The organism is Pseudomonas machongensis (assembly GCF_034961125.1).
In the GTDB taxonomy this organism is placed as follows: domain Bacteria; phylum Pseudomonadota; class Gammaproteobacteria; order Pseudomonadales; family Pseudomonadaceae; genus Aquipseudomonas; species Aquipseudomonas machongensis.
On the sequence record NZ_JAYFUI010000150.1, the window covers coordinates 1 to 24,220 of the forward strand.

A 24,220-nucleotide genomic window follows, 5' to 3' on the forward strand; every position below is an offset into this window, starting at 1 on the left:
TGCTGGTGTGGTCGGCGTGGTTGCGCTGGCGTTCGCGCATGTACTCGGTCAGGTGCAACGGCAGCGGTCCGTTGGGGCCGCCGAGGCCGAAGAAGAACTGTTCCAGGCGCGCCGGCCCTTCGCCGTCTTGCGTTACCGAGGCCAGGGTGGCCGGGGCGAAGCTGCAGTCCAGGCGCTGGCCCAGGCGCACCGGCTCATCGGCCAGGCGCTGGGCGTGACCGAAGCGAGGCAGCTCGGGGTGCTCGGCCTCGAGGCGACGCAGCGCCTGGAAGAAGTCGAACTCCCAGGGTTCGGCCTGCATGGCCTCGAGTATGTTCACAGGGTCGGCCTGCGTCCGGGCTTGGCTTTCCATCGCATGATCTCGCCGCGCTCGCTGGTGCGCAGCACGGTTTCGGTGAAGCTGTTGATGGACACGTAGCGGGTCAGGAAGCGTTCGAACACCGCGCCGAGCAGGAAGACGCCGGTGCCGCGGAAGGCGTTCTCGTCGAATTCCAGGGTAATTTCCAGGCCACGGCCAAAAACGATCGGGCCGGGCATCGGCAGGCGCCGGGTGCAGGGCTTGCTGCTGACCTCGCGCAGGCCGTCGATCTGCAGGTGCAGTGCGCTGTCCTGGCTGTCGCCGTACAGGCGCAGCAGCTCGCGCAGGGCGGCGGCCCCCTGGCCTTGCTCGGCCAGCGACAGGTAGTTCAGCGACAGTTGGCTGATCAGGCGCCAGGCGCGGTTGTCATGGGCATGGCTGGCTTTGGGGCGGCTGGGGCCGGCCAGGCAGCGCACGGCAGACACGGGTGCGCTGTCGGCGAGGCTGAAGTCGCTGCGCCCATCGCCCACGCTCATGAACAGCGGCAGGTCGCGGTTGCTGCACAGCGCGCTGATGCCCAGCTGGCGCAGGTCGTGGCGGTGTGGCGCCTGTTGGCCATCGACCAGGCTGATGAAGGTTTCGCTGCCCATGTAGCTTGAGCGCGTGCCGTTGCGCCGCTGTTCGCTCGACAGCACTCGCTGCTCGCGGCGCACGATGTAGTAGGCCTGATCGCGGCCATAGCGCGAGGGGTCACGCACGGCGTAGAAGGGCAGGAACTCCTGGTCTGCACCGGTGCCGTGACCGGTGACCCGCTGCAGCGAGTGGATCTCGAAGTCGGTGGGGCGGGTGCGGTCGGCGATCACATGGTGTTCGTTGACCTTGTCGGTCAGGTGGATGCGGTCGACCCGGCGGGGGAACAGGTTGATCGCCGGGGTACAGAAGGGCACCAGGCGCTCGGCGCCGACGCTGCTTTCCAGCGCCGAGTCGAAACGCTCGAACAGCACCAGCAGCTCCAGCTCCTGGCCGTTGCAGCGCTTGACCGCCCGTTCCAGGCCCGCGAAATCGACGAACAGAAAACGTTGTGGCAGGGCAAAGTATTCCTGCAGCAGTCGGTAGCCCTGGAACGCCTGCGGCACCACCGGCAATGCCGCTTCGCTGTCATCGAAACCGCAGGGGCGCAGGGCGTGCTCCAGCGGGATGCGCTCGACCCAATCAGCGCCGGGCTGGCGGACGAACACTGCACAGGCGTTGCCCAGCAGTTGTTCGTAGAGACGGTAGGGCGTTTCGTCGGCACCGTTGAGGTACAGCGGCAGGTGCGTCAGCGGCAGGCTCGAGAACGGGATCTCGGCACCGCTGCGCAGTGTCAGCCGCAATGCGGCGCGGGCCTTGGGTTCGCTGGCGGCGAGGCGGCCGAGCACGGTGCCAGGGTTGCCGAAATACTCGGCGCGGGCCACCTGCAGCGGCCACAGGGTGACGTCCTGGGTGCTGCGAAACTCGCACGGGGTCTGCGAGTCGCGGCCAAGGTTGGCGCGCAATACGCTGCCGCGTGGCAGCGGGAAACCTGCGCTGAGCGAACCTTCGTCAGGATCGGTCTGCAGCTGCACCACGGTCATCGAGGGCGTCGGCGCCAGGTAGTGCGGGTAGGCGATTTCCAGCAGGTTGTGGGTGAAGGTCGGGTACTCGGCGTCGAGCTTGAGCTGCACGCGCGCGGTGAGATAGGCGAAACCTTCGAGCAGGCGCTCGACGTACGGGTCGGCACAGTCGATGCCGGACAGGGTCAGGCGCCCGGCGATCTTCGGGTACTCGCGGGAGAACTCCGCCGCGCTTTCGCGGATGTGCCGCAGTTCCTGGTTGTACAGATCGAGCAGGCGCGGGTTCATGCGCGTCTCCTGCGTTCGGCGGGGGCTACGTGCACTTGCCCGGACTCCAGGTCCAGGTCGGTCTGCAGCAGTAGTGGTAGCGCCGCAGGCTGGGCCCAGAGATCACCTTCGATCTCGAAGCTCAGGGCGTTGGCGTTCATCTCGCCGGGGGCGACCATGGCGCGCACCTTGAGGGTGTGGGCCAGGATGCGCGGTTCGTAGGTGGAAATGGCCTGGTGGATGATGCGCTCCAGGGCCAGCAGGTCGATGTTCGAGGCGCAGTTGCCGGCCAGGGCGGGCAGGCCGTAGTTGACCACCGAGTTGCCTGCGGGAGTGTTCAAAGTGCTGGTGCTGTCGAGCAGCGACGTGGTGTTGAGCAGCCAGGCCAGGTCGCGCAGTACCGATGCCTTGAGCTGCTGCAGCGACAGCACGCGCTTGTCCGGGGCTTCCTGCGGGTTGCCGGGATCATCGTCGGTCAGACGATCCAGCAGCGAGGGTTGCAGGCGGTCACGGGCGGCGATGTCGGCTACCACGGTCGGGTTCCTTCAAGGGTTCGGGGTCGTGGCGACTGCTTCGCGGGCAAGCCGCAGCTGCGACTTGCCCGCGAAACAGTCGCCAGCGCTATCAGATCTTGACGTTCTGACGCACGTTCCAGCCGTACTTGATGGCGCCGCCATCCTTGGTGCCGTCGGCTTTCTGTGGCTGGTAGTCCACGGTGACCTTGGCGAAGTTCAGGGTGACGTTCTCGGTCAGGCGGTCATCGCTGCCCGAGCCGCCGGTGCTCAGCGAGCTGATGATCACCTCTTCGAGGTTGATGATCAGGTACTCGACCTGGCTCTCGCCACCGGCCTTGCGCACGGTCAGCTTGACCTTGTCGATGTGCTTGCCGCTGGAGCAGTGGGCCATCAGGTTGGGGCTGGACTTGTCGACGTACTTGGTGATCGACAGGTCCTGGATATTGACCTTGCCGGCACCGCCGCCTCCGCCCATGTGCATGTTGCCGGACTGGGACATGCCCCAGCTCCAGTTCAACACGTCGATTTCTTCCTTGTGGGTCTTGTCTGCGGACTCGCCCTTGATGTCGCCGATCTTGATGAAAATATCTACAGCCATGATGTCCTCGGTATTTCGCGTCGGTTGGCAGTTCTATCGGGCTGCTGCGCAGCCCATCGCGGGCTTGCCCCGCGATGGGGCGCGCAGCAGCCCCGGTTCAGGCTCAGGCGCCTTTGGCCGAAGGCAGCTTCGAGACCAGACGCAACGACACGGTCAGCCCTTCGAGCTGGTAGTGCGGGCGCAGGTAGAAGCGCGAGTTGTAGTAGCCAGGGTTGCCCTCGACTTCTTCCACCACCACTTCAGCCGCCGCCAACGGGTGCTGTGCCTTGGTGGTTTCGCTGGAGTGCGCCGGGTCGCCGTCGACGTAGTTCAGGATCCAGTCTTGCAGCCAGCGCTGCATCTCGTCCTTTTCCTTGAACGAGCCGATCTTGTCGCGAACGATGCACTTCAGGTAATGGGCGAAGCGGCAGGTGGCGAACAGGTACGGCAGGCGAGCAGCCAGGTTGGCGTTGGCGGTGGCGTCCGGGTCGTCGTACTCGGCCGGCTTCTGCAAGGACTGGGCGCCGATGAAGGCGGCGAAGTCGGTGTTCTTCTTGTGCAGCAGTGGCATGAAGCCGTTTTTGGCCAGCTCCGCCTCGCGGCGGTCGGAAATGGCGATTTCGGTCGGGCACTTCATGTCCACGCCACCGTCGTCGGTGGGGAAGGTGTGCGCCGGCAGATCCTGCACTTCACCGCCCGATTCGACGCCGCGGATGCGCGAGCACCAGCCGTAGTGCTTGAACGAGCGGTTGATGTTGACCGCCATGGCGTAGGCGGCGTTGGCCCAGGTGTACTTGCTGCTGTCGGCGCCGTCGGTATCGTCCTCGAAGGCGAAGGCCTCGACCGGGTCGGTCTTGGCGCCGTAGGGCAGGCGTGCCAGGAAGCGTGGCATGGTCAGGCCGATGTAGCGCGAGTCTTCCGATTCGCGCAGCGAACGCCAGCCGGCGTACTCCGGAGTGGTGAAGATCTTGGTCAGGTCACGCGGGTTGGACAGCTCCTGCCACGAGCCCATGCCCATCACCGTTGGCGATGCAGCGGCAATGAACGGCGCATGCATCGACGCACAGACCTTGGACATCTCGCCCAGCAACTCGACATCGGGTGGCGACTGATCGAAGTAGTAGTCGCCCACCAGGCAGCCGTAGGGCTCGCCGCCGAACTGACCGTATTCCTCTTCGTAGAGCTTCTTGAACACCGGGCTCTGGTCCCAGGCGGTGCCCTTGAATTTCTTCAGGGTCTTGTGCAGGTCGGTCTTGGAGATGTTGAGCACGCGGATCTTCAGCTGCTCGTCGCTCTCGGTGTTGTTGACCAGGTAGTGCAGGCCGCGCCAGGCGCTTTCCAGCTGCTGGAAGTCATCGTGGTGGATGATCTGGTTGACCTGTGCGGTCAGCTTGGCGTCGATGGCGGCGATGATCTGTTCGATCGAACCGATGGCATCGTTGGAGACCAGGTTGGTCTGCGCCAGGGCCTGTTCGGCCAGGGTGCGCACGGCGCTTTCGACGGCTTCCTTGGCACGCTCGGTCTTGGGTTTGAATTCCTGCAGCAGCAGGTTGGCGAATTCGCTGGCCTGCTCGGTGGTGGCCGGCTGGGGATGGGTATCGCGCAACGGATCGGTCATGGCGGGCTCCTCAGGCGCTCGGCTCGTTATCGGAAGGTTTCGGGGCGCTGGCCAGGGCCTGCAGCAGCGCAGGGTCCTTGATGGCCTTGAGGATGATGTCCTCGGCACCGGTCTTGCCGTCCATGTAGGTCAGCAGGTTGGCCAGTTGGGTGCGCGCCTCGAGCAGCTGGTTCAGGGCGTCGACCTTGCGCGCAACGGCGGCCGGGCTGAAGTCGTCCATGCTCTCGAAGGTGATGTCCAGGCTCAGGTTGCCTTCGCCGGTCAGCTCGTTGGGGACGTTGAATGCCACCCGTGGCTTCATGGCCTTGAGGCGGGAGTCGAAATTGTCGACATCGACTTCCAGGAACTTGCGGTCGGCCACGGCGGGCAGTGGTTCGGCCGGCTTGCCGGCGAGGTCGGAGAGCACGCCCATGACGAAGGGCAGCTGTACCTTCTTCTCGGCACCATACAGTTCGACGTCGTACTCGATCTGCACTCGCGGCGCGCGGTTGCGCGCGATGAATTTCTGGGAGCTGTCTTTGGCCACGTGGTTCCTCCTGGTCGCCGCTGGGGGCGCTGTCGTTCGTTGCGGCTGTCGGTGGTATCAGTCGTCCTGGGGCCCGCGCAGGTTCTCGAACTGCGAAAGGCCCTCGGGAATCAGGTCGCGCACGATGGTCGCGAAATCGGCGTTGACCAGGTTCTTGGCCCGGCGCAACAGCACCGGCAACGGGCTGGAAGGCTCGTGGCGGGCGTAGTACTGGAGCAGGCGCTCGAGGCTTTGCTGAACGTCGTCGCGGTTGTTGATCTCGCCAGGGCGCGCAGCGGCACGAGCGGCTGGCACTGCGGCGGTGGACGTTGAATGGTCGTCCTGGAAATGTTCCTGCGGCGCTTCGCTGTTCTCGGCGGCTGGCGGCGAGCCGCCCGGGGCGTAGTCGGCCAGCACCTGCTGTGCCAGGCGCAGCGGTTGCTTGAGTGCCGACAGGTCGACGCCGCTGGCCGAACCGACCTGGTCGCTGACCCGGCGCTCGATCGCTTCGCAGGCCTCGCGGGCCAGGCTCAGGGCTTGGCGAGTCTGTTCGAGCTCATCGGGGTCGGCATCACGCAGCGCAGCGGCCAGCGCTTCGACGCTCAGGTCTTCGCTGGCGAAGTGCTGAAGACCGGCGGCGTGCAGGGCCGCGCGCAAGGTGACCGGGCCGAAGGCGCGCGAGCGTGCCAGCACGGCTTCGCGCAGCAGGGCGATGTTGGCGTCGCAGGTCAGGCCGGACAGGGCGTTGACACGCACCGTCGGGTCGTTGTCGTCGGAGGCGTCGAGTTGCGGATGCAGGTGCAGCCAATATTCGCCGAGCAGGTCGCGGATCAGTTCCAGGCTGGCGGCCAGGCCGACGAAGCCTTGCAATGCGAGTTTGGACTGCACCAGGAAGTGGGTGATGCGCAGGTCCTTGCTGCGTTGCAGCAGGTCGGTGCAGGTCTGCTCGATGGTGCGCCACTGCGGCGGTTCGGCAGGTTGTACCGCATCGCCCATGACCCGCTCCGGACGCCCTTGGGCATCGCGTTCGAGTTGCAGGAAGTCCGCGTCGTATTCGAGATCTTCACCGCATGGGAAGTCATCGGAAATAGCGGCGAGCAGCAGCGGCGAGTTCACCAGGAATCGATCTCCATATCGGCCCGTGGCGGGGCGTTAGTTGCGCGAAGTTGCAAATGTGAACTGGCGCACAAAACTTGTAGAGGAGCGGGCGATTGATGTCAGCGTGATATCAATGGCAGGCTCCAAAGTTGCGCATTTATGGTTTATTTCCAAAATGCTGTCAAGGTAAGCTACCCGCCCCCGAGTGGAGGTGTGACCGAGTTTGCAGCTTTGAAGGCCCATCTGTCGGATGCCATCAATGTGCCTTGCTGCTGTGGTTAAATTCGCCGATATGTCGCGATAAAACAGCTAAAGACGTTATTTATGTCGTTGTTTTTGAAGGATTTATTGGCACTTTTCGCTATCCACTCATTTGAATGGAATCACGATGCACATTATATGCAGGAGGCGTGATGGCACTTTGCCTTACTATCACTAGTTATCACAAGATTACTCCGGGCCAACGTGCGGAGATGCTTGTGGAGACTGGTGCCGTCACCATTGGGCGAAGTCCGGACAATGATTGGGTATTGCCGGATCCTGAGCGATTGGTATCGTCCAATCATTGTGTCATCCAGTTTCGAGATGGCCGTTATTACCTGACCGATAGCAGCACCAATGGCGTGGAGTTGGTACACGCTGGAGTGCGTTTGCGCCGCGGAAACAGCGAGCCCTTGATGGATGGCGAAGTTATACGGATTGGCGAGTACGAGATCCAGGCGCGCATCGATTCGGGGTTCTCGCTGGAGGAGAGTCGCCAGCCTGGCGCACAGAGCTTCGAGGCGCTGATGGCCGGGCAGGCGACGCCCTCCGAGCCCCCTCTCGCAGCCGCCCCGGCTGCTTTCTTGCAGGGGGCTTCGAGCCACGACACGCTGCCCGACATCTTCGATTTCCTTGGACCCGCCAGCGTGCCAGCGGCGAGCCAACCTGACCATGTGCCGGCCCAGCAGCACGACTTTCGTCCGCCCGCGCCGGTAACGCCCGCCGTGTCGCCTGCTGCACCCGTCCCGGGGGTGATTCCGGCGGACTGGAACCTGTTCGACGAGGCCCCGGCCTCCAGCCCGCTGCCTGCGCAAGAGCCGATCGCGCCTGTTGCCGCAGTGCCTCCACCGCCTGCACCTGTCGCCGCACCGGCACCGGCACCCGCACCCGTTCCGCCCGCCCCCCAGGCCATGCCCGACCAGGCGCTGCTGCAGGCGTTCCTGCGCGGTGCGGGCATCGAGCACCTGCGCATCGACGCTGGCGATGCCGCAGCGCAGATGGAGGCGGTGGGCCGCAGCTACCGCCTGATGGTCGAGGGCCTGATCGACGTGCTGCGCGCGCGCAGCAGCCTCAAGGGCGAGTTCCGCATGCAGCAGACCACCATCGCGCCGGTGCAGAACAACCCGCTGAAGTTCGCCCCCAACGCCGATGAGGCGCTGTTGCTGCTGCTGCGCCAGGGCAACCAGGCGTTCATGCCCGCCGACCAGGCGGTACGCGACAGTTTCGATGACCTGCGCGCCCACCAATTGGCGGTCATGGCCGGCGTCGAGGCGGCGATCAAGCACGTGCTGACGCGTTTCGAGCCCGCCCGGCTGGAGGCTCGCCTGGCGCCGGCCACAGGCCTGTCGAAGGTATTCGGCGGCTCGCGCCAGGCCCATTGCTGGCAGCAGTTCACCGAGCTGTACGGGCAGATATCAGCTGAAGCCCAGGACGATTTCCAGGACTTGTTCGGCCGCGAGTTCAGCCGTGCCTACGAGGCACACAACGCCCGACTGCAACGCTCTTGAGGCTGATGCCCAAGGCAGGAAGAACACCAATACGTCATGAGGACGAGGATGAGTGCAACAAGACTGATGGCAGCCCTGGCCTTCGTGCTGCTCAGTGCCTGCAGCAAGGATGCGTCGGTGGTGCCGAGCTCCGACGCTGAGCCGGCAGAGCCAGGCGTCACCCTGTACTTCAGCGCCGCCGCCGGGCTCAACCCCGGTGCCGATGGCACGCCGGCACCTGTGCGGGTGCGCATCTACGAGCTGAAGAACGCCGCCGCCTTCGAGCGCGCCGATTACTTTGCCCTGGCCGAACGGGCGCAGGCCACGCTGGGCGCCGACCTGATCGACCAGGACGAAGTACTGCTGCAGCCCGGTCGTCAACTGCAGCTGGATCGCCCACTGAACCCGGCGACGCGCCAGGTCGGCCTGGTGGTCGGCTACCGCGAGATCGACCGTGCGCAGTGGCGCAGCGTGCTGGCCGTCCCGCCTCGCGATTACCAGATCAGCCTCGATGTGCGCGCCGTGCGCAGCGCCGTGGCCACCCCACAACCTGTGCCTGCCCGCTAGGCAAACGGAGAACCCATGTCCTGGAACAATCGTGTGGTCTGGTCGGAAGGCATGTTCATCACGACCCAGCACTTTCAGCAGCACGACCGCTATCTGGAAAACTTCATCGATGCCCGCAGCCGCCCTCTGTCGAGCGCGGCCTGGGGCTTTTCCGAGCTGCTGGTCGACCAGGGCCTGCTGGCCCAGGGCAAGCTGGCGATCCTCAGTGCCCGTGGCCTGTTGCCGGACGGCACGCCCTTCGATATTCCCCGTGATGACCTGCCACCGGCGCCTCTGGAAATTCCCGACGACCTGCGCGACGGGGTGATTCACCTGGGCCTGCCGCTCAAGCGTGCCGGTGCCCGCGACACCGTCGACGAAGGCGAGGCGCTGGACGGCGCGCGCTATGTGGCGCGGGTCAGCGAAGTGCGCGACGACAATGCGCCGTTCGAGAATCGCGCACCCCTGGCCCTGGGAGGCCGTGCGCTGCGCCTGCTGCGTGAGGAAGATGGCCTGGGCGATTTTGCCGCGCTGGGTGTGGTGCGCATCCGGGAAAAGCGTGCCGACCGGGCCCTGGTGCTGGACGACAGCTACATCCCGCCGCTGCTGGATGTGGCGGCCAGCAACCCGCTGTCGAATTTTCGCAGTGAGCTGCTGGGGCTGCTGCACCAGCGTGGCGAGGCACTGGCCGGGCGGGTGGTGGCCTCGGCCAATGGCGGCGCCTCGGAAATTGCCGACTTCATGCTGCTGCAACTGGTCAACCGCGCACAGCCGTTGATCGAGCACCTCGGCCAGCTCAGCCCGCTGCACCCCGAGCGGCTGTACAGCGAGCTGGTGGCGCTGGCTGGCGAGTTCGCCACCTTCACCCGCGAGGGGCGTCGCCCCGAGAGCTTCCCGGTGTACCAGCACGATGACCTTGCGGCGACCTTCCAGCCGCTGATGGCATCGCTGCGTGAAGCGCTGTCGATGCTGATCGACAGCAAGGCGGTGGCTATTCCGATCGTCGAGAAAGCCTACGGCGTGCACGTGGCCATGCTCGCTGATCGCAGCCTGCTGGACAGCGCCAGTTTCATCCTTGTGGTGCGCGCCGATGTGCCGGGCGAGACCTTGCGCAGCCGCTTCGGCCAGCAGAGCAAGATCGGTTCGGTGGAGCACATCCGCGACCTGGTCAATCTGCAGTTGCCTGGCATCGGCCTGCTGCCGTTGCCGGTGGCGCCGCGGCAGATTCCGTTCCATGCAGGTTCCACCTATTTCGAACTCGACCGCGGCAGTGAGCACTGGAAGCAGTTGCAACATTCGGGAGGCTTCGCCTTCTACGTCGCTGGCGAGTTCCCTGGCCTGAACCTGGCCTTCTGGGCCATTCGAGGATAAGCCGCGATGCAGCACGACGATCCGCAGGCCAACGACCGCACCCAGTTCATGCCTCGCCCGGGCGGACGAGGCCCGCAGCCGACGGCGGCACCCCAGGCCGCACCACCGCCGCTGAGCGTACCGGCCGAGCCGCTGGCGCCGGGCCAGGGCAAGGGCCTCAATCCGCTGGAGCAGGCGGCCGGTCCGCTGCTGGCAATGCTTACACGACTGCGCAATACCATCGCCCATCCAGCCCCGGCGAGCCTGCGCGCGCAGCTGCTCGCCTACCTGCGCCAGTTCGAGGAGCGCGCCGAGGCTGGCGGTGTACCGCGCAACGAAGTGCTGCTGGCGCGCTATGCCCTGTGCACCGCCCTCGATGAAGCCGTGCTCAGCACCCCCTGGGGCAGTAGCAGCGATTGGGGCAAGCAGAGCCTTTTGATCACCGTGCACAACGAAGCCTGGGGCGGTGAAAAGGTCTTCCAGTTGCTCGAGCATTGCCTGCAGAGCCCGCGCGAGCGTCTGAACCTGCTGGAGTTGCTGTACCTGTGCATCAGCCTCGGTTTCGAGGGCCGCTACCGGGTGATGAACGGGGGGCGTGCACAGCTCGAGGCGCTGCGTGAGCGTACCGCTGCGACCCTGCGCAGCGCACGCGGGGAGATCGAGCGCGAATTATCCCCGCACTGGCGCGGCGTCTCGGTCAGCCGCGATCGTCTGACCCAGTTCGTGCCGCCCTGGGTAGGGCTCGCGGTGGCCCTGGCCTTGCTGCTGCTGTTGCTGTTCGGTCTGCGCCTGAAGCTGGCCTCCGATGCAGAACCCGTATTTCGCGGCATCCATGCCCTGGGTGAAATCCCGGTGCAGGCCATGGACCGCCCGGTGGTGCAGCCCAAGCCGGTCGAGCGCCCGCGCCTGGCAGGTTTCCTTGCCGATGACATCAAGGCCGGTCGGGTCTCGGTGGAAGATGCGGTCGACCGTTCGGTGGTGACCATTCGTGGCGACGAGCTGTTCGCGTCTGCCAGCGCCAGTATCAAGGGCGATTTCGAGCCGCTGATGCTGCGTATCGCCGAGGCGGTTTCCAAGGTGAAGGGCAACGTGCGCGTCACTGGCCACAGCGATAACCAGCGCATCGCCACGATCCGCTTCCCCTCCAACTGGGCGCTGTCCCAGGCCCGTGCCGAAGAGGTCAAGGCAATGCTCGCCGCGCGCACCGGGCAGCCGCAGCGCTTCAGCGCGCAAGGCCTGAGCGACACCGAGCCGCTGGCCTCCAACGACACCGCACAGGGCCGGGCGAAGAATCGCCGGGTCGAAATCACCGTACTGGCGGAGGGCGTCGAGTGAAGGCGTTTTTCAGTTTTGTCATTCGCTGGGTGATCCCGGTGCTTGGGCTGATCGCCCTCAGCCTGATCATCTGGTTCATCGGGCCGCTGCTGGACGTGCTGGCGCCGCCGGCGCCGCGCTGGATTCTGATCGTCCTGCTGTTCGCGGTGTGGATCGCATACCGTACCTGGCGCATCGTCCAGGCGCGTCGCCAAGCCGCCAAAGTGATGGAGAGCCTGGCCGCCGAAACTGCGCCGGATCCTGCGAGCCTGGCCACCGCCGAAGAGCTGGCGACCCTGCGCCAACGCATGGACGAGGCCCTGGTGCTGCTGAAGAAAGCGCGCCTGGGCGGTGACGAGCGCCGCAACCTCTACGAGCTGCCGTGGTACGTGATCATCGGCCCGCCGGGCTCCGGCAAGACCACCGCGTTGGTCAACTCGGGGCTGCATTTCCCGCTGGCGGCACAATTGGGCGAGGGCGCCATCCGTGGTGTCGGTGGCACGCGCAACTGCGACTGGTGGTTCACCGACCAGGCGGTGCTGCTCGATACCGCCGGACGCTACACCACCCAGGACAGCCATGCGCAGGTAGACAAGGCCGCCTGGCTGGGCTTTCTCGACCTGCTCAAGACCCAGCGCTCGCGTCGCCCTATCGACGGGGCGTTCATCGCCATCAGCCTGTCCGATCTGCTGCTGGGCAGCGACGCCGAACGCGCCGCCCATGCGGCGGCGATCCGCACCCGAATCCAGGAGTTGTACAGCCAGCTCGGTGTGCGTTTCCCGATCTACCTGATGCTCACCAAGCTCGACCTGGTGCCGGGCTTCATGGAGTACTTCGACAACCTGAGCAAGGACGAGCGCGCCCAGGTGTGGGGCATGACCTTCGCGCTGGATGACGGGCAGCAGGGCGACGGCCCACTGGCCGGCTTCGACCAGGAGTTCGGCCTGCTCGAACAACGCCTCAATCAGCGTCTGGTCGAGCGCCTGCAGCAGGAGCGCGACCCGGCGCGGCGCGACCTGATCTATGGCTTCGTGCAGCAGTTCGCGGCACTGCGCGGCAATCTCAAGACCTTCCTCGACGGCGTATTCAAACCCAACGCCTTCGAGGCGCGGGCGCTGCTGCGCGGTGTGTACTTCACCAGCGGCACCCAGGAAGGCAGCCCCATCGATCGCCTGATCGGCAGCATGGCGCAGAGCATGGGCCTGGACCGCGCGCACCTGGCGCGCCAGACCGGCACCGGACGCAGCTACTTCATCGAGAAGCTGTTCAGCGCCGTGGCCTTCGCCGAGCGTGGGCTGGTGGGCAGCAACCCCAAGGTCGAGCAGCGCCGCAAGTGGATCACCCGAGGTGCCCTGGCGCTGAGCGTGGCTCTGGTGCTGGTGGTCGGCACCCTGTGGACCCTGAGCTACCGCGCCAACCAGCAGTACATCGCCGAAGTCGACAGCCGCCTCAAACCACTGGGCCAGAGCGTGCAGGAACTGAGCCCGGCGCAGCGCGAGGTGATCGAAGTGCTGCCGCTGCTCAACGCCGTGCGCCGTCTGGCGGACGACCCGCCGGCCTGGGCCGAGGGGCTTGGGTTGTACCAGGGCGACATGCTGGAGACCGAGTCCACCAGCGTCTATCGCAAGCTGTTGATCGCGATCTTCGCCCCGCGGCTGGTCACCCGCATCGAGGAGCAACTGTATGCCGGTGGCCCTTCCGACTATCTGTACGAGGGCCTGAAGGCCTATCTGATGCTGGCCGACGGCGAGCATTACGACGCTGATTTCCTCAAGGCCTGGATCAGTCTCGACTGGGAGCGCCATCTGCCGCGCGATCTGGCTCCCGAGCAGCGCCAGGCACTTGAACAGCACCTGGCGGCGCTGTTCGACAAGCGCCCGCCGAATGCGCGCCTCGACCAACGCCTGATCGACGACACCCGCCGCCAGTTGCAGCAGTTGCCGGTGGCGCAACGTGTGTATGACCGGGTCAAGCGGCAGAAGCTGCCGGCCGGCGTCAGCGATTTTCGCATCAGCGACGCCGCTGGACGTGATGCCGCGCTGGTATTCCAGCGCAAGAGTGGCAAGCCGCTGACCGAGCCGCTGCCGGGGATCTTCACTGTCGAGGGTTATCGCAAGGCGTTTCTCGCCGCCAGCGTCGCCCACAGCGAAACCCTCGCCGAAGAGCGCTGGGTGCTCGGTCGCGAGCTGAGCGAGGCCAGCGATGCCAAGCGCCTGGCGGACGATGTGCGCCAGCTCTACTACCAGGACTACATCCGCCACTGGGATGCGCTGCTGGCCGACCTGGACTTCGTCCCGATCACCAGTGTCGGGCAGGCCGCCGACGTGCTGCGGGTATTGTCCGGCCCTACCTCGCCGATGAAGAAACTGTTGCAGGCGGTGGCCAAGGAAACCGACCTGCAGCAGCCCACCACCCTCGACAAGGCCCAAGCCAAGGTCGAACAGGCCGGTGTCGATCAACTGCGCCAGCGCCTGGGCGGTCTGCTCGGCGACACGCCGATCCCGGGCACTGAGCAAGGTGCGCGTGAGGTGGACCCTGTGACCGCACACTTCGCCGAACTGGCCGAGCTGGTCGAAGGTGGCGAAGGCCAGCCAAGCTCGATCGACGGTCTGCTCGCCGATCTCAACGCCCTGTACGTACAGGTCAGTGCGATGGTCGGCGCCAGTGGCGAAGCCCTGCTGGGCGAGGCCAAGAACCAGGCTCAGGCTGCCTCGCAGAGGGTTTCGCTCGGTGCTGCGCGGCAGCCGAAAGTGGTGCAGAACCTGGTCGGCTCGGTGGTCGGCTCGACCAACGCCATCGTCATGGGTGGCGTACGCAACCAGCTCAATGCCGCCTGGACCAGCGAGGTGGTCAATGTCTACCGCCAGTCCCTCAGCGGTCGCTACCCGCTGACGGCCGGCAGCCCGCGTGATGCGACCCTGGAAGACTTCGGCCAGTTCTTCGGTGTTGGCGGGGTGATGGACAACTACTTCCGCAAATACCTGCAGCCTTACGTCAACACCTCCACGTCGCCGTGGAGCTGGCAGCCAGGGGCGGCGCAGAAGCTGGGGATCAATGCCGGTGTGCTCAACACCTTCCAGCGCGCCGCGACCATCCGCGATGCCTTCTTCCGTAACAGCAGCGGCCTGACGCCAGGCGTGCGTTTCGAGCTCAAGCCGGTGGCGATGGATGCGTCGATCACCCAGTTCATGCTCGACCTCGATGGCCAACAGGTCAGCTATGACCACGGCCCGAGCCGTCCGGTGTCGTTGCAGTGGCCGAACCCGAACAGCATCGGCGTGGTGCGCCTGTCGATCTCGCCCCCTTCGGCCAGTGGCCGCTCGGGGCTCACGCTGGAAGGCCCGTGGGCGTGGTTCCGCCTGCTCGACCAGTCCGACCTGATCGCCGGCGCCTCGCCCGAGCGCTTCAGCCTGCGCCTGCGGGTCGACGGTGCCAGCGTGTCCTATGAGCTGCGTGCCAGCAGCGCCTTCAACCCGTTCCGCAGCCGAGTGGTCAGCGGTTTCAGCCTGCCGGAGCGCCTGTGAACGACGTCGGTTTCTACGGAAAGATGGCCTGCCGCGGCGACTTCGTCAGCCGCGACCTGCCACAGAGTTTCATCCAGCCCTGGGACCAGTGGCTGGCCGCAGGTATCCAGGCCAGCCAGCGACAACTGGGCGAGCAGTGGCTGCAGGCGTACCTGGTCAGCCCGCTGTGGCGCTTTGCCCTGGCCGCGGGTGTGTGCGGGCCGCAGGCGATGATCGGGGTGGTGATGCCGAGCATCGATCGGGTCGGGCGGTATTTTCCGCTGACCGTGGCGCAGGCGCTGGAGCCGCAGGTTTCGGTGGCGGTTGCGGTGGTGGGGGCGGATGAGTGGTTCGAGCAGGTCGAAGCGGCTTTGCTCGGCACGCTGGAGGAAGGTGCGCAGCTCGAGGCATTCGAGGATGCGGTGCGGCCCTATCGCGGCACCACCCCGCTGCCACAGGGGATAGCGAGCGCGCCTGCGGTGGGTGGGTTGCAACGTCTGGCCGCGACCACGCCTGAAGGGCGGGAGCGAGCACTGGCCGAGTGCGCCTGCGAAGGCATGAGCCTGTGGTGGGGCAGGGGCTCGGAGCGGATTGCGCCGGGCCTGATGCGCTATCCGGGCTTGCCGCGCAGCGAGGATTTCGCCGGGTTTCTTCTGGGTAGCGAGGCGGCACGCGCATGACCGACCTGCAGTACACCGCGGCCAGCTACAGCCATGTCGGCATGGTACGCAAGATCAACGAGGACGCTTGCCTGGACCTGACCTGGGCGGGCCTGTGGGCAGTGGCCGACGGCATGGGTGGCCATGCAGCGGGCGACTATGTCAGCAGCCTGGCAGTGGACAGCCTGCGCCGCCTGCCGATGCTCGACTCGCTGGCGGAGTTCGCCGACGAAGTGCGTGACGGCCTGGCGTGGGTCAACCTCACGGTCCGCGAGGAAACCGCGCGCCGTGGCGTGGCGATGATGGGCAGTACCGTGGTGGTGCTGGCCGCACGCGGCGACCAGGCCATCGGCCTGTGGGCCGGTGACAGCCGTCTTTATCGTCTGCGCGGCGGGCGCATCGAGCGCCTGTCCCACGATCACAGCTACGTCCAGGAACTGCAGGACAGCGGCCTGCTCAGCGAAGCCGAGGCGCGGGTGCATCCGCGCGGCAACATCGTGACCCGTGCCATCGGCGTCGAGGACCACCTGGAACTGCAGGCCGTGGCCTTGCAGGTGCGCCCTGGCGACACCTACCTGCTGTGCAGCGATGGCCTGACCAAGACCGCCGAAGACCTCGAGATCGGCGAGGTGCTCAACCATGCCGACCCCTATCAAATAGTACGCAGCCTGGTCCACCTGGGCCTGACCCGAGGCGCGCCCGACAACATCACCGCCGTGGTGGTGAAGGCCAATTGAAGAACATCATGGACATGCAGATCCCCGGATTCGACATCGATGGCGAGATTGGCCAAGGCGCCATGGCCAGCGTCTACCTGGCCACCCAGCGCTCATTGCAGCGCAAGGTCGCGCTCAAGGTGATGGCCGCGAGCCTGGCGGCCGATCCGACCTTCTGCGAGCGCTTCCTGCGCGAAGGCCGCACCCTTGCGCGCCTGGCCCATCCGCACATCGCCACCATCCACGATATCGGCAATGTCGGCGAGCTGTACTACATGGCCATGGAGTACCTGCCCAGCGGCACGCTCAAGGAGCGCATCGCCGCCGGGCTGACGCCGGAGCAAGGGTTGGTCTATGTGCGCCAGATGGCCCAGGCGCTGGGTTATGCCCATGCCCAGGGCCTGGTGCACCGCGACGTGAAACCGGCCAACATCCTGTTTCGTGCCGATGGCAACGCCGTGCTGTCGGACTTCGGCATCGCCAAGTCCCTGGACGATCACACCCAGTTCACCCAGGCCGGTTTCGCAGTGGGGACGCCCAGCTACATGAGCCCGGAGCAGGCGCGCGGGCTTGAGATCGACGGGCGCGCCGACCTGTATGCGCTGGGGGTGGTGCTCTACGAAATCCTCGTCGGCAAGCTGCCCTACAGCGGCACCGATGCACTGTCCACGGCGCTGGCGCACCTGACCGAGCCGCTGCCGGAGTTGCCCATCGAGCATGGGCGCTACCAGGAAATCCTACGCGGCTTGCTGGCCAAGGACCCCAACGAACGCTTCGCCGATGCCGCTGCCTTGTTGGCGGCACTGGATCGCCTGCCGGCCGACGACAACCAGAGCACGGTGATCCGGCCACTGATCGTGCCCCCGGCAACCCCCGAGCTCGCAGGGTTGACGCCAGTGTCCATCGAGATTCCCCAGGCACATGCGCAACCCGAGCCCGTCCAGCGTGAGCCAGAGCAAGGCCGCCCGGCGCCTGTCGTTGCGCCGAAGAAAAAACCCGCGGTGGCGCTGCTGGCGGTGGCCATCGCAGCGGCACTGGGCCTGGCGGCGGGTGGCTACTGGTTGTTCGCCGGTCACGACGAACCCGCCGTCGCCACACCTGTGGCACAGACACCGGCCCCACCCAGCGCGCCACCTCCTGTCGCCAGCACCTCGCAGGACGATCACCGCCCGCTGCTCATGGCGGGCAAGAAGACCCTGTTCCAGCGCGTGCTGACCAAGCCCGGCGCACGCCTGGCCGACACCCCTGGTGGCGCTGCCGGTGACAGCCTGCCGGCCTTCTCGGTGCTCTACGTTTATCAGCGCAAGGATATCGACGGCAAAGCCTGGGTCCAGGTCGGTGCTGCCAGCGATGGTGCGCGCGAGGGCTGGCTGCCTGCAGAGCAGACCAGCGACTGGAAGCAGAGCCTGGTGCTCAAGTTCACCGAACGCTCTGGTCGTGCGCCGGTGATGTTCATGCGTCAGCCCGACGATGTGCAGCAGTTGCTCGACGACAGTTCCCAGGCCCGCGCGCAATTGCTCAAGGCACAGAACGACCCAGCACAGGTACCGCGTGTGCTGGCGCTGGAGCCTGCGGCCAACGCGGTGCCGCAGGACCAGTTCTACCTGATGCCGATCTTCGATTACCGCGAGAGCTTCGACGCCGACGGCCAGCCGGTGCAACTGCTCAACATCGCATCGATCGATCCCGGCAGCAGTGCGGCCGGCAGCACGCCGCAGGCCGGAGGTGTTGCCGGCGCCGGCGACAACAGCTTCCGCACCGGTATCGTGCTGGTGGTGGACACCTCGGTGTCGATGCAACCCTACATCGACCGGGTGCGCCAGGTGGTCAGCGAGTTGCAGCAGCAACTGGCGGCACGCGGTGAGCTGGACAGCGTCAGCTTTGGCCTGGTGGGCTTTCGCAACAGCGTCAAGCGCACGCCGGGCCTGGACTACCTGAGCAAGACCCTGGTCACCCTCGATGAAGGCCGCGACCCTGCGCGCTTTCTCAAGGCCGCGTCGCAGGTCAAGGCCACCACCGTGTCCAGCCATTCGTTCAACGAGGATGCCTTCGCCGGGGTCATGCAGGCGGTCGAGGGCATGGACTGGTCCGGCTACGGCGGGCGCATCGTGTTGCTGGTCAGCGATGCTGGCGCCTTGCGCAAGAGCGATCCCGAGAGCAGTACGCGGATGAACGAAGCCGAGGTGCGTCAGGCGGCGTTGAGCAAGCAGATCAAGATCTACGCCCTGCACCTGCGCACCCCCGCCGGGGTGAAGAATCACGGCTCGGCCGAGCAGCAGTACCGCGTGCTCACCGCCGACAGCAACCCGCGTATCGGCGACCTCTACGTGGGGGTGCCGGGCGGCGATGTGAACGCCTTTGGCGCGCGCGTGCAGGAGATCGGTTCGACCTTCGCCGAGCTGGTTCACCAGGTACGCAACCAGCAGCCGCAGGCCGTGCCGCTGCTCGCTAGTGGCTCCAGCCTCGCCGCCAAGACCCAGGCCGTGGGCTACGCCATGCACATGGACTTCCTCGGCCGCCGCAGCGCCAGCCAGGCGCCGCAACTGGTGAGTGCCTGGACCGCCGACCGTGACCTGACCAACCCGGCGCTGCCGACCTTGCAGGTGTGCGTGATGCTGACCAAGCTGCAGCTCAACGACCTGCAGCAGTCGCTCAAGCTGATCGTCGATGCGGCGCGCAAGACACGCAGCTCGCCGGGCGACTTCTTCAATGAAATCGCCAGCGCCAGTGCCTACATGAGCCGCGACCCGGGCGCGCTGAGCAAGGGCGCCAACCTTGCCCAGGGCGGTGTGCTCGGTGAGTACCTCGAAGGCCTGCCGTATCGCAGCAAGTCGCTGAGCATGACCCAGGACCTGTGGTTGTCGCTGTCGGTCGCCGAGCAGGAGGACTTCATCGACGAGCTCGACTCGAAGATTCGCCTCTACGAAACCTTCCACAACGACATGGCCAACTGGGTGCGCTTCGGCAACGCCGAGCCGGGCGACGCCCTGTACCGTGTCCCGCTGTCGACGCTGCCGTGATGATCAGCCTGCAGGGGGTGCACAAGACGCGCGGGCGCTACCGCCTGGAGATCGGCGATCTGCGTCTGGGCGCCGGTGAGCGGGTGGCATTGGTCGGGCCCAGCGGCTGCGGCAAGAGCACGCTGCTCGACCTGCTGGCATTGGTGCTGGCGCCGGATGCGGCGGACGCCTTCACCCTGGAACTTGAGAGCAGCGTGCAGGATGTTGCCGAGCTGTGGCGTGGTCGTCGGCTCGACCGGCTGGCCGCCTTGCGCAGCCGGCACCTGGGCTACGTGCTGCAAGCGGGCGGGCTGCTGGGCTTTCTCGATGTACGCGGCAACATCCGTCTGCCGCGCCAGTTGCTGGGACTGGCCGACGACGGTGGCGTCGAGCGCCTGGCGGCCGCGCTGGATGTGAGCGACCAGTTGGACAAGCGTCCGGCGGCGCTTTCGCTGGGCCAGCGCCAGCGGGTCAGTTGTGCCCGCGCCCTGGCCCATGCGCCTTCGCTGTTGCTGGCGGACGAGCCGACCGCAGCGCTCGATCCGATCAATGCCGAGCGGGTGATGCAGCTGCTGCTGCGCCAGGCCGAGGCGCATCGGGTGACCTGCATCATCGCCACCCACGACGAGACCCTGGCCCGCGACGCCGGGCTGCGGGTGCTGCGCATGCACTGTCGACGCGATGCCGAAGGCGGTGTCATCGCGACCCTGGGGCAGGCTGCCTGATGCGCCCGTTGCTGATCGCCGGGTTGGCCTGGCAGGACTACCGCACCGACGCGCGACTGTCGGCCTGCGCGGTGCTGGCGCTGGTGGCGGTGATTGCGCCACTGCTGGTGCTGTTCGGCCTGAAGTTCGGCCTGATCGGCAGCCTGACCGAGCGTCTGCAGCGCGACCCGAGTGTGCGTGAGGTCATTCCCTTGGGCGGGGGACGTTTCACTGCCGATTTCATCGCCGGGCTCGCGGCGCGTCCGGATGTCGCCTTCGCCATCCCGCGCACCCGCCAGATCGCCGCCACCGCCGAGCTGTTGCTGCCTGCACAAGGGCGTGGGGTGACGGTCGAGATGTTGCCGACCGCGCCCGGCGATCCGTTGCTCGACGGCGCCGTGGCCCCCGATGCAGCCGACCTGCGCGACGTGGTGCTGAGTTTCACCGCGGCGGAAAAGCTCGGTGCCCGTCCTGGCGATCACTTGCAGGCCAGTTTCAATCGCCAGCGTGCGGGCGAGGTGCAGTGGCGCCAGACCTCGTTGCACGTGCGTGCCGTGCTGCCGCTGGCAGCGTTCGAGCGCGATGCATTGTTCGCACCGCTGGCCTTGCTGGAGGCCGCCGAGGACTACCGCGACGGGCGTGCGGTACCGGCGCTGGACTGGGCGGGCGAGCTGCAGGCCGGTAACGCGACGCGGGTCTACCCGGCGTTTCGCCTGTATGCCCGCACGCTCGAGGACGTCGAGCCGCTGCGCCAGTTCTTCGCCGAACGTCAGCTGCTGGTGTCGACCCAAGCGGCGCAGATCGCCCAGGTGCAGTCGCTCGGGCGCAATCTCGACCTGGTGTTCTGGATCATCGCCGCGTTGGCCGTGGCCGGGGCGGTTGCGGCGGTTGCCGCAGGTGCGGTAGCGGCGGTCGAGCGCAAGCAGCGTGAGCTGGCGGTATTGCGCCTGCTGGGCTTCGGCACCGCCGCGCTGCTGTTGTTCGTGGTGTTGCAGGCGCTGTACAGCGGCCTGCTCGCCGCCGGGCTGGCGGCCCTGTTGTATGCCCTGGCCGAGCACGGCCTGAACCGGCTGTTCATGCAGGTGCCCGGCGAATACGCCGCTCACCTGCTGCCCATGCACTATCTCGTCGCGCTGCTCGCCGTGTTGTCGGCCAGCACCGCTGCCGCCGCCCTGGGTGGCTGGCGGGTGGCGCGGATCGACGCCTCGCAAGGAATTCGTGATGTCTGAACTTCGCCTCAAGGTAGCGGCCTTGATCGTCACCACACTGGGCCTTGTGGCCTGCTCTCCCGCCGATGGCGAGGACAAGCCCCAGGCCTCCGCAGTCAACACCGCCACGCCCGACCCCGCCGCCACCAGCAAGCTGGACAACCCCAAGCCTCTGGCCGACGACGTCAGCTTGCCGCTGCCCTGTGGCGGCGAGATTGTCTTCCGGCATGTCTACGTGCTGGCGCAAGGCAGCCTCGATGACCGCGAGGTCAACTTGGGTTACCCCTTCAGCGAAGGCGAGGCGGGTTACAAGCAGTCGTTCATTTCCGGATATCGCCGCGACTTCATCAATGGCCAGTTCAGCCTGCAGGACCTGTCCCCCGCCTGGCAGAAGCTGGTCGGCGCCAGCCTGCCCAAGGTCGAGGCGGGCAGCCCGCTCAAACCGATGATGTATTTCATCGGCAAGTATGAGGTGACTGCGCGCCAGTATGCCCAGGTCATGGCCCAGGCTCAGTCGCTGGCCAGCGGAGAGGCCGAGCCTGCCTGCGAACCGGTCACCGAGGCCGCCGGTCGCCTGCCCAAGGTCAAGCTGTCGCGCTTCGAGGCCGAGCGCTTCGCTGCGGTGTACAGCGCCTGGTTGATGAAGCACCACCGCGAATTGCTGCCGGTCAGTGGCCGGGGCAGCAAGGCCGAAGATGGCGGGACCGGTTTCGTGCGCTTGCCCACTGAAGTGGAATGGGAGTTCGCCGCCCGCGGCGGTTCGGCGGTCAGCCGCCAGGAGCTCGATGGGCGTTTGTTCCCGCGCAAGGTCGAAGGCAGCGACAGTGACGGGCCGTTGGCCGACTGGGCGGTGTTCAACCAGGTTGCGGGTGGCACCGGACAGGCTGCGCGACTGATGCCGATCGGGACCAAGCAACCCAACCCGCTCGGGATGTTCGATGTGATCGGCAATGCCGCCGAAATGGTCCAGGAGTCGTTCCAGCTGGTGCACGCTGGTCGCCGTCAGGGCGCCTACGGCGGCTTCGTGGTCAAGGGTGGCAATTACCTGGAAGGCGAGACCACGCTGTTCACCGGCATGCGCCGCGAGTATCCGCTGTTCGGTGCCGACGGCACTGAGCAGCGTAACGAGACCACCGGTTTCCGGGTCGCCATCGGTGCCTTGTCGGCGCCGCGTTCGCGCTACCAGGAGCTGTTCGAGCAGTGGCAGAAAGAGGGGCGCCTGGCTGGCCTCACCGACGACATCAATGCCGCCGATGACCCGACCACGCGCCTGGACGGCATCATCGCCGGCGCCAGCGACCCGCGCCTGCAGGCCGAGCTGGGTCTGGTCAACGAAGAACTCAAGCGCAATGTTTCGCTGATCGCCCGCCAGCGTGAGGAAGCGGCCGGCAACCTGATCCAGTCGGCGGCGCTCGTGGCCGAGACCATCAACAACTACAACATCCGCCTGACCAACCTGCAGAACACCCAGGCCAAGGCCCAGGCCTCGGGCGACCAGGCCAGCGCCAGCATGTATGGCGCCGCCATCGCCAACGGCCGCAGCGCGCTGGACGGCGCGCTGGCGATCTACATCGACAACCTGGCCAGCGGCACGCGCTACACCGACGCGGTGATCCAGGCGCAGTTCCAGCGGGTCAAGCAAGAGCTCGAGCGCAAGCCGGTGCTGGGCAAGAGCCTGGAGACCCGCGCCACCCTGTTCGTCCGCCACGTCGGGGAGTACCGCCAGAACCGGCGGGCCGACCCGGCGACGATCCTCAAGGAGCTGCTGGCATCGGCTGCTCCGCGACCTTGAAGAAACCCTGAAAAAAGACCCCGGCCCGCATGAAGCAGGCCGGATCAGCACAACCCGAGAGAGAACCCGACCATGCGCTTGAATCGCACCTCCCTGATCACCGCTTCCAAGGCCCGTGCCGCCCTGCTGCTGGCTGCCGGTTTCAGCAGCGTCCTGCTGACCGGCTGCGCCGGCTCGCCGGTTTCCAAGATCGGTGCAACGACCAAGGTGGAGTACTACCCCAACTGCTACGAGCCGGTGCAGCACCTGCGCTCCACTGACGGCGACATGACTCGCTCGGTCGCCACCGGCGCACTGCTCGGCGCGGTAGGCGGTGCCCTGACCGGCGCCCTGGTGGACGGTGACAACCGTGGTCGCAACGCTGCCATCGGCGCCGCCGGTGGTGCCCTGGTCGGTGGTGCGGCGGGCTACTACACCGAGCGCCAGAAGCAGATCAGCGACGACAAGCAGCGCATCGCTTCCTACGCCGCCGACATCGACAAGAGTGCCGCCGACCTGGACCGCACCACCCAGTACGCCAAGGCGTCCCAGGCCTGCTACCAGCGCGAATTTGCCAGCCTGATCCAGAACCGCAAGGCCAACCGCATCAACGATACCGAAGGCCGCAAGCGCCTGGCCGAGATCGTTGCCGGCCTGAACGAGTCGAACCAGCTGCTCGGCACCGTCAACGGTCGTCTGGGTGAGAACCTGAACAACTACACCCAGGCCTACGAGCAGGACCTCAAGCAGGTGGGCGTGCAGCGTTCGGAAGTGGTGGCCGTGGTCCAGCCACCGAAAGCGACCAGCAAGTCTGGCACCAAGAAGGGCCAGGCTGCGGGCAAGACCAACACCAAAGTGCCGACCGAAGCAGTCGCCACCGAGAAGACCCTGCAGAACGCCACCGGCAAGAAAGCCGAAGCCCAGCAGGTGGCCAAGGCGGGCGTGGATCAGGTCAACAGCATGTGCCGCAACCCGGACATGGGTGACTGGGCACCGGTGCCTTGCCCGAACGTTTGATGGGATTGCAGGGGTGCATCGCGCCCCTTTCGCGACGCAAGGCCGCTTCGGTAGGGAGCGGCTTTGTGCTGTGGACAGGCCAGCCTGTAGCTGAGTAAGGACACGTATTCATGAAAGACCTTCTGGTCAACGAATTGGCCAACACCTCGCAGTTTCTGGCGCAGCAGCGCCTGCAGGGGCGTATCGACCAGCAGAAGCTGTTCAAGGCGATCGAT

General features: G+C 66.3%; 19 protein-coding genes. 12 read left to right on the forward strand and 7 right to left on the reverse strand.

The window, feature by feature from the left end; all coding sequences use genetic code 11:
* The 7 genes from VA602_RS14800 to tssA all read right to left on the reverse strand — a co-directional run.
* Positions 1-352, reverse strand: a 352-nt coding sequence (locus VA602_RS14800; RefSeq protein ID WP_323453586.1) for a type VI secretion system baseplate subunit TssG, incomplete at its 3' end; no start/stop codon positions are given.
* Positions 316-2,178: a type VI secretion system baseplate subunit TssF gene (gene tssF / locus VA602_RS14805; RefSeq protein ID WP_323453587.1), complete on the reverse strand. Its 1,863-nt coding sequence runs from the start codon at positions 2,176-2,178 to the stop codon at positions 316-318. The genes VA602_RS14800 and tssF, both read right to left, overlap by 37 nt.
* Complete coding sequence (gene tssE / locus VA602_RS14810; protein ID WP_063541559.1) at positions 2,175-2,690, reverse strand: type VI secretion system baseplate subunit TssE; 516 nt, start codon at positions 2,688-2,690, stop codon at positions 2,175-2,177. The genes tssF and tssE overlap by 4 nt, the downstream gene beginning before the upstream one ends.
* Positions 2,691-2,781: 91 nt before the next feature.
* Positions 2,782-3,270 carry an Hcp family type VI secretion system effector gene (locus VA602_RS14815; RefSeq protein WP_054891227.1) on the reverse strand — a complete coding sequence of 163 codons (489 nt, stop codon included), beginning with the start codon at positions 3,268-3,270 and terminating at the stop codon, positions 2,782-2,784.
* A gap of 103 nt (positions 3,271-3,373) precedes the next feature.
* Positions 3,374-4,867, reverse strand: coding sequence for a type VI secretion system contractile sheath large subunit (tssC, locus tag VA602_RS14820; RefSeq protein ID WP_323453588.1), 1,494 nt, complete (start codon positions 4,865-4,867; stop codon positions 3,374-3,376).
* Between the two features lie 10 nt (positions 4,868-4,877).
* Complete coding sequence (tssB, locus tag VA602_RS14825) at positions 4,878-5,393, reverse strand: type VI secretion system contractile sheath small subunit (protein WP_054891229.1); 516 nt, start codon at positions 5,391-5,393, stop codon at positions 4,878-4,880.
* Between the two features lie 57 nt (positions 5,394-5,450).
* Positions 5,451-6,488 carry a type VI secretion system protein TssA gene (gene tssA, locus VA602_RS14830; RefSeq protein WP_323453589.1) on the reverse strand — a complete coding sequence of 346 codons (1,038 nt, stop codon included), beginning with the start codon at positions 6,486-6,488 and terminating at the stop codon, positions 5,451-5,453.
* 395 nt (positions 6,489-6,883) lie between these two features.
* Between tssA and tagH the strand changes: the two genes are divergently transcribed.
* The 12 genes from tagH to tagQ all read left to right on the forward strand — a co-directional run bounded on the left by tagH (position 6,884) and on the right by tagQ (position 24,005).
* On the forward strand, positions 6,884-8,239 hold the full coding sequence (tagH, locus tag VA602_RS14835; RefSeq protein ID WP_323453590.1) for a type VI secretion system-associated FHA domain protein TagH: 1,356 nt from the start codon (positions 6,884-6,886) through the stop codon (positions 8,237-8,239).
* Positions 8,240-8,287: 48 nt separating this feature from the next.
* On the forward strand, positions 8,288-8,785 hold the full coding sequence (gene tssJ / locus VA602_RS14840) for a type VI secretion system lipoprotein TssJ (RefSeq protein ID WP_153773938.1): 498 nt from the start codon (positions 8,288-8,290) through the stop codon (positions 8,783-8,785).
* A 15-nt stretch (positions 8,786-8,800) separates the two neighbouring features.
* Positions 8,801-10,135 carry a type VI secretion system baseplate subunit TssK gene (tssK, locus tag VA602_RS14845; protein WP_054891233.1) on the forward strand — a complete coding sequence of 445 codons (1,335 nt, stop codon included), beginning with the start codon at positions 8,801-8,803 and terminating at the stop codon, positions 10,133-10,135.
* 6 nt (positions 10,136-10,141) lie between these two features.
* Complete coding sequence (locus tag VA602_RS14850) at positions 10,142-11,449, forward strand: DotU family type VI secretion system protein (protein ID WP_063541553.1); 1,308 nt, start codon at positions 10,142-10,144, stop codon at positions 11,447-11,449.
* Positions 11,446-14,952 (forward strand): type VI secretion system membrane subunit TssM, encoded by a 3,507-nt coding sequence (gene tssM, locus VA602_RS14855; RefSeq protein ID WP_323453591.1) that lies wholly within the window; start codon positions 11,446-11,448, stop codon positions 14,950-14,952. Before VA602_RS14850 ends, tssM begins: the two co-directional genes overlap by 4 nt.
* Positions 14,949-15,611: a type VI secretion system-associated protein TagF gene (gene tagF / locus VA602_RS14860; protein ID WP_112899385.1), complete on the forward strand. Its 663-nt coding sequence runs from the start codon at positions 14,949-14,951 to the stop codon at positions 15,609-15,611. Before tssM ends, tagF begins: the two co-directional genes overlap by 4 nt.
* Positions 15,608-16,327, forward strand: a complete 720-nt coding sequence (locus VA602_RS14865) for a PP2C family protein-serine/threonine phosphatase (protein ID WP_065863914.1) — start codon at positions 15,608-15,610, stop codon at positions 16,325-16,327. Before tagF ends, VA602_RS14865 begins: the two co-directional genes overlap by 4 nt.
* Positions 16,328-16,335: 8 nt before the next feature.
* Entirely contained in the window at positions 16,336-19,326 is a 2,991-nt protein-coding gene (locus VA602_RS14870) for a serine/threonine-protein kinase (protein ID WP_323453592.1), read from the forward strand.
* Positions 19,326-20,030: an ABC transporter ATP-binding protein gene (locus VA602_RS14875; RefSeq protein WP_323453595.1), complete on the forward strand. Its 705-nt coding sequence runs from the start codon at positions 19,326-19,328 to the stop codon at positions 20,028-20,030. The genes VA602_RS14870 and VA602_RS14875 overlap by 1 nt, the downstream gene beginning before the upstream one ends.
* Positions 20,030-21,238, forward strand: a complete 1,209-nt coding sequence (locus tag VA602_RS14880) for an FtsX-like permease family protein (protein WP_323453593.1) — start codon at positions 20,030-20,032, stop codon at positions 21,236-21,238. Before VA602_RS14875 ends, VA602_RS14880 begins: the two co-directional genes overlap by 1 nt.
* Positions 21,231-23,009, forward strand: coding sequence for a formylglycine-generating enzyme family protein (locus tag VA602_RS14885; protein ID WP_323453594.1), 1,779 nt, complete (start codon positions 21,231-21,233; stop codon positions 23,007-23,009). Before VA602_RS14880 ends, VA602_RS14885 begins: the two co-directional genes overlap by 8 nt.
* Positions 23,010-23,081: 72 nt before the next feature.
* On the forward strand, positions 23,082-24,005 hold the full coding sequence (tagQ, locus tag VA602_RS14890) for a type VI secretion system-associated lipoprotein TagQ (protein WP_063541541.1): 924 nt from the start codon (positions 23,082-23,084) through the stop codon (positions 24,003-24,005).
* The last annotated feature ends 215 nt before the right edge of the window (positions 24,006-24,220 follow it).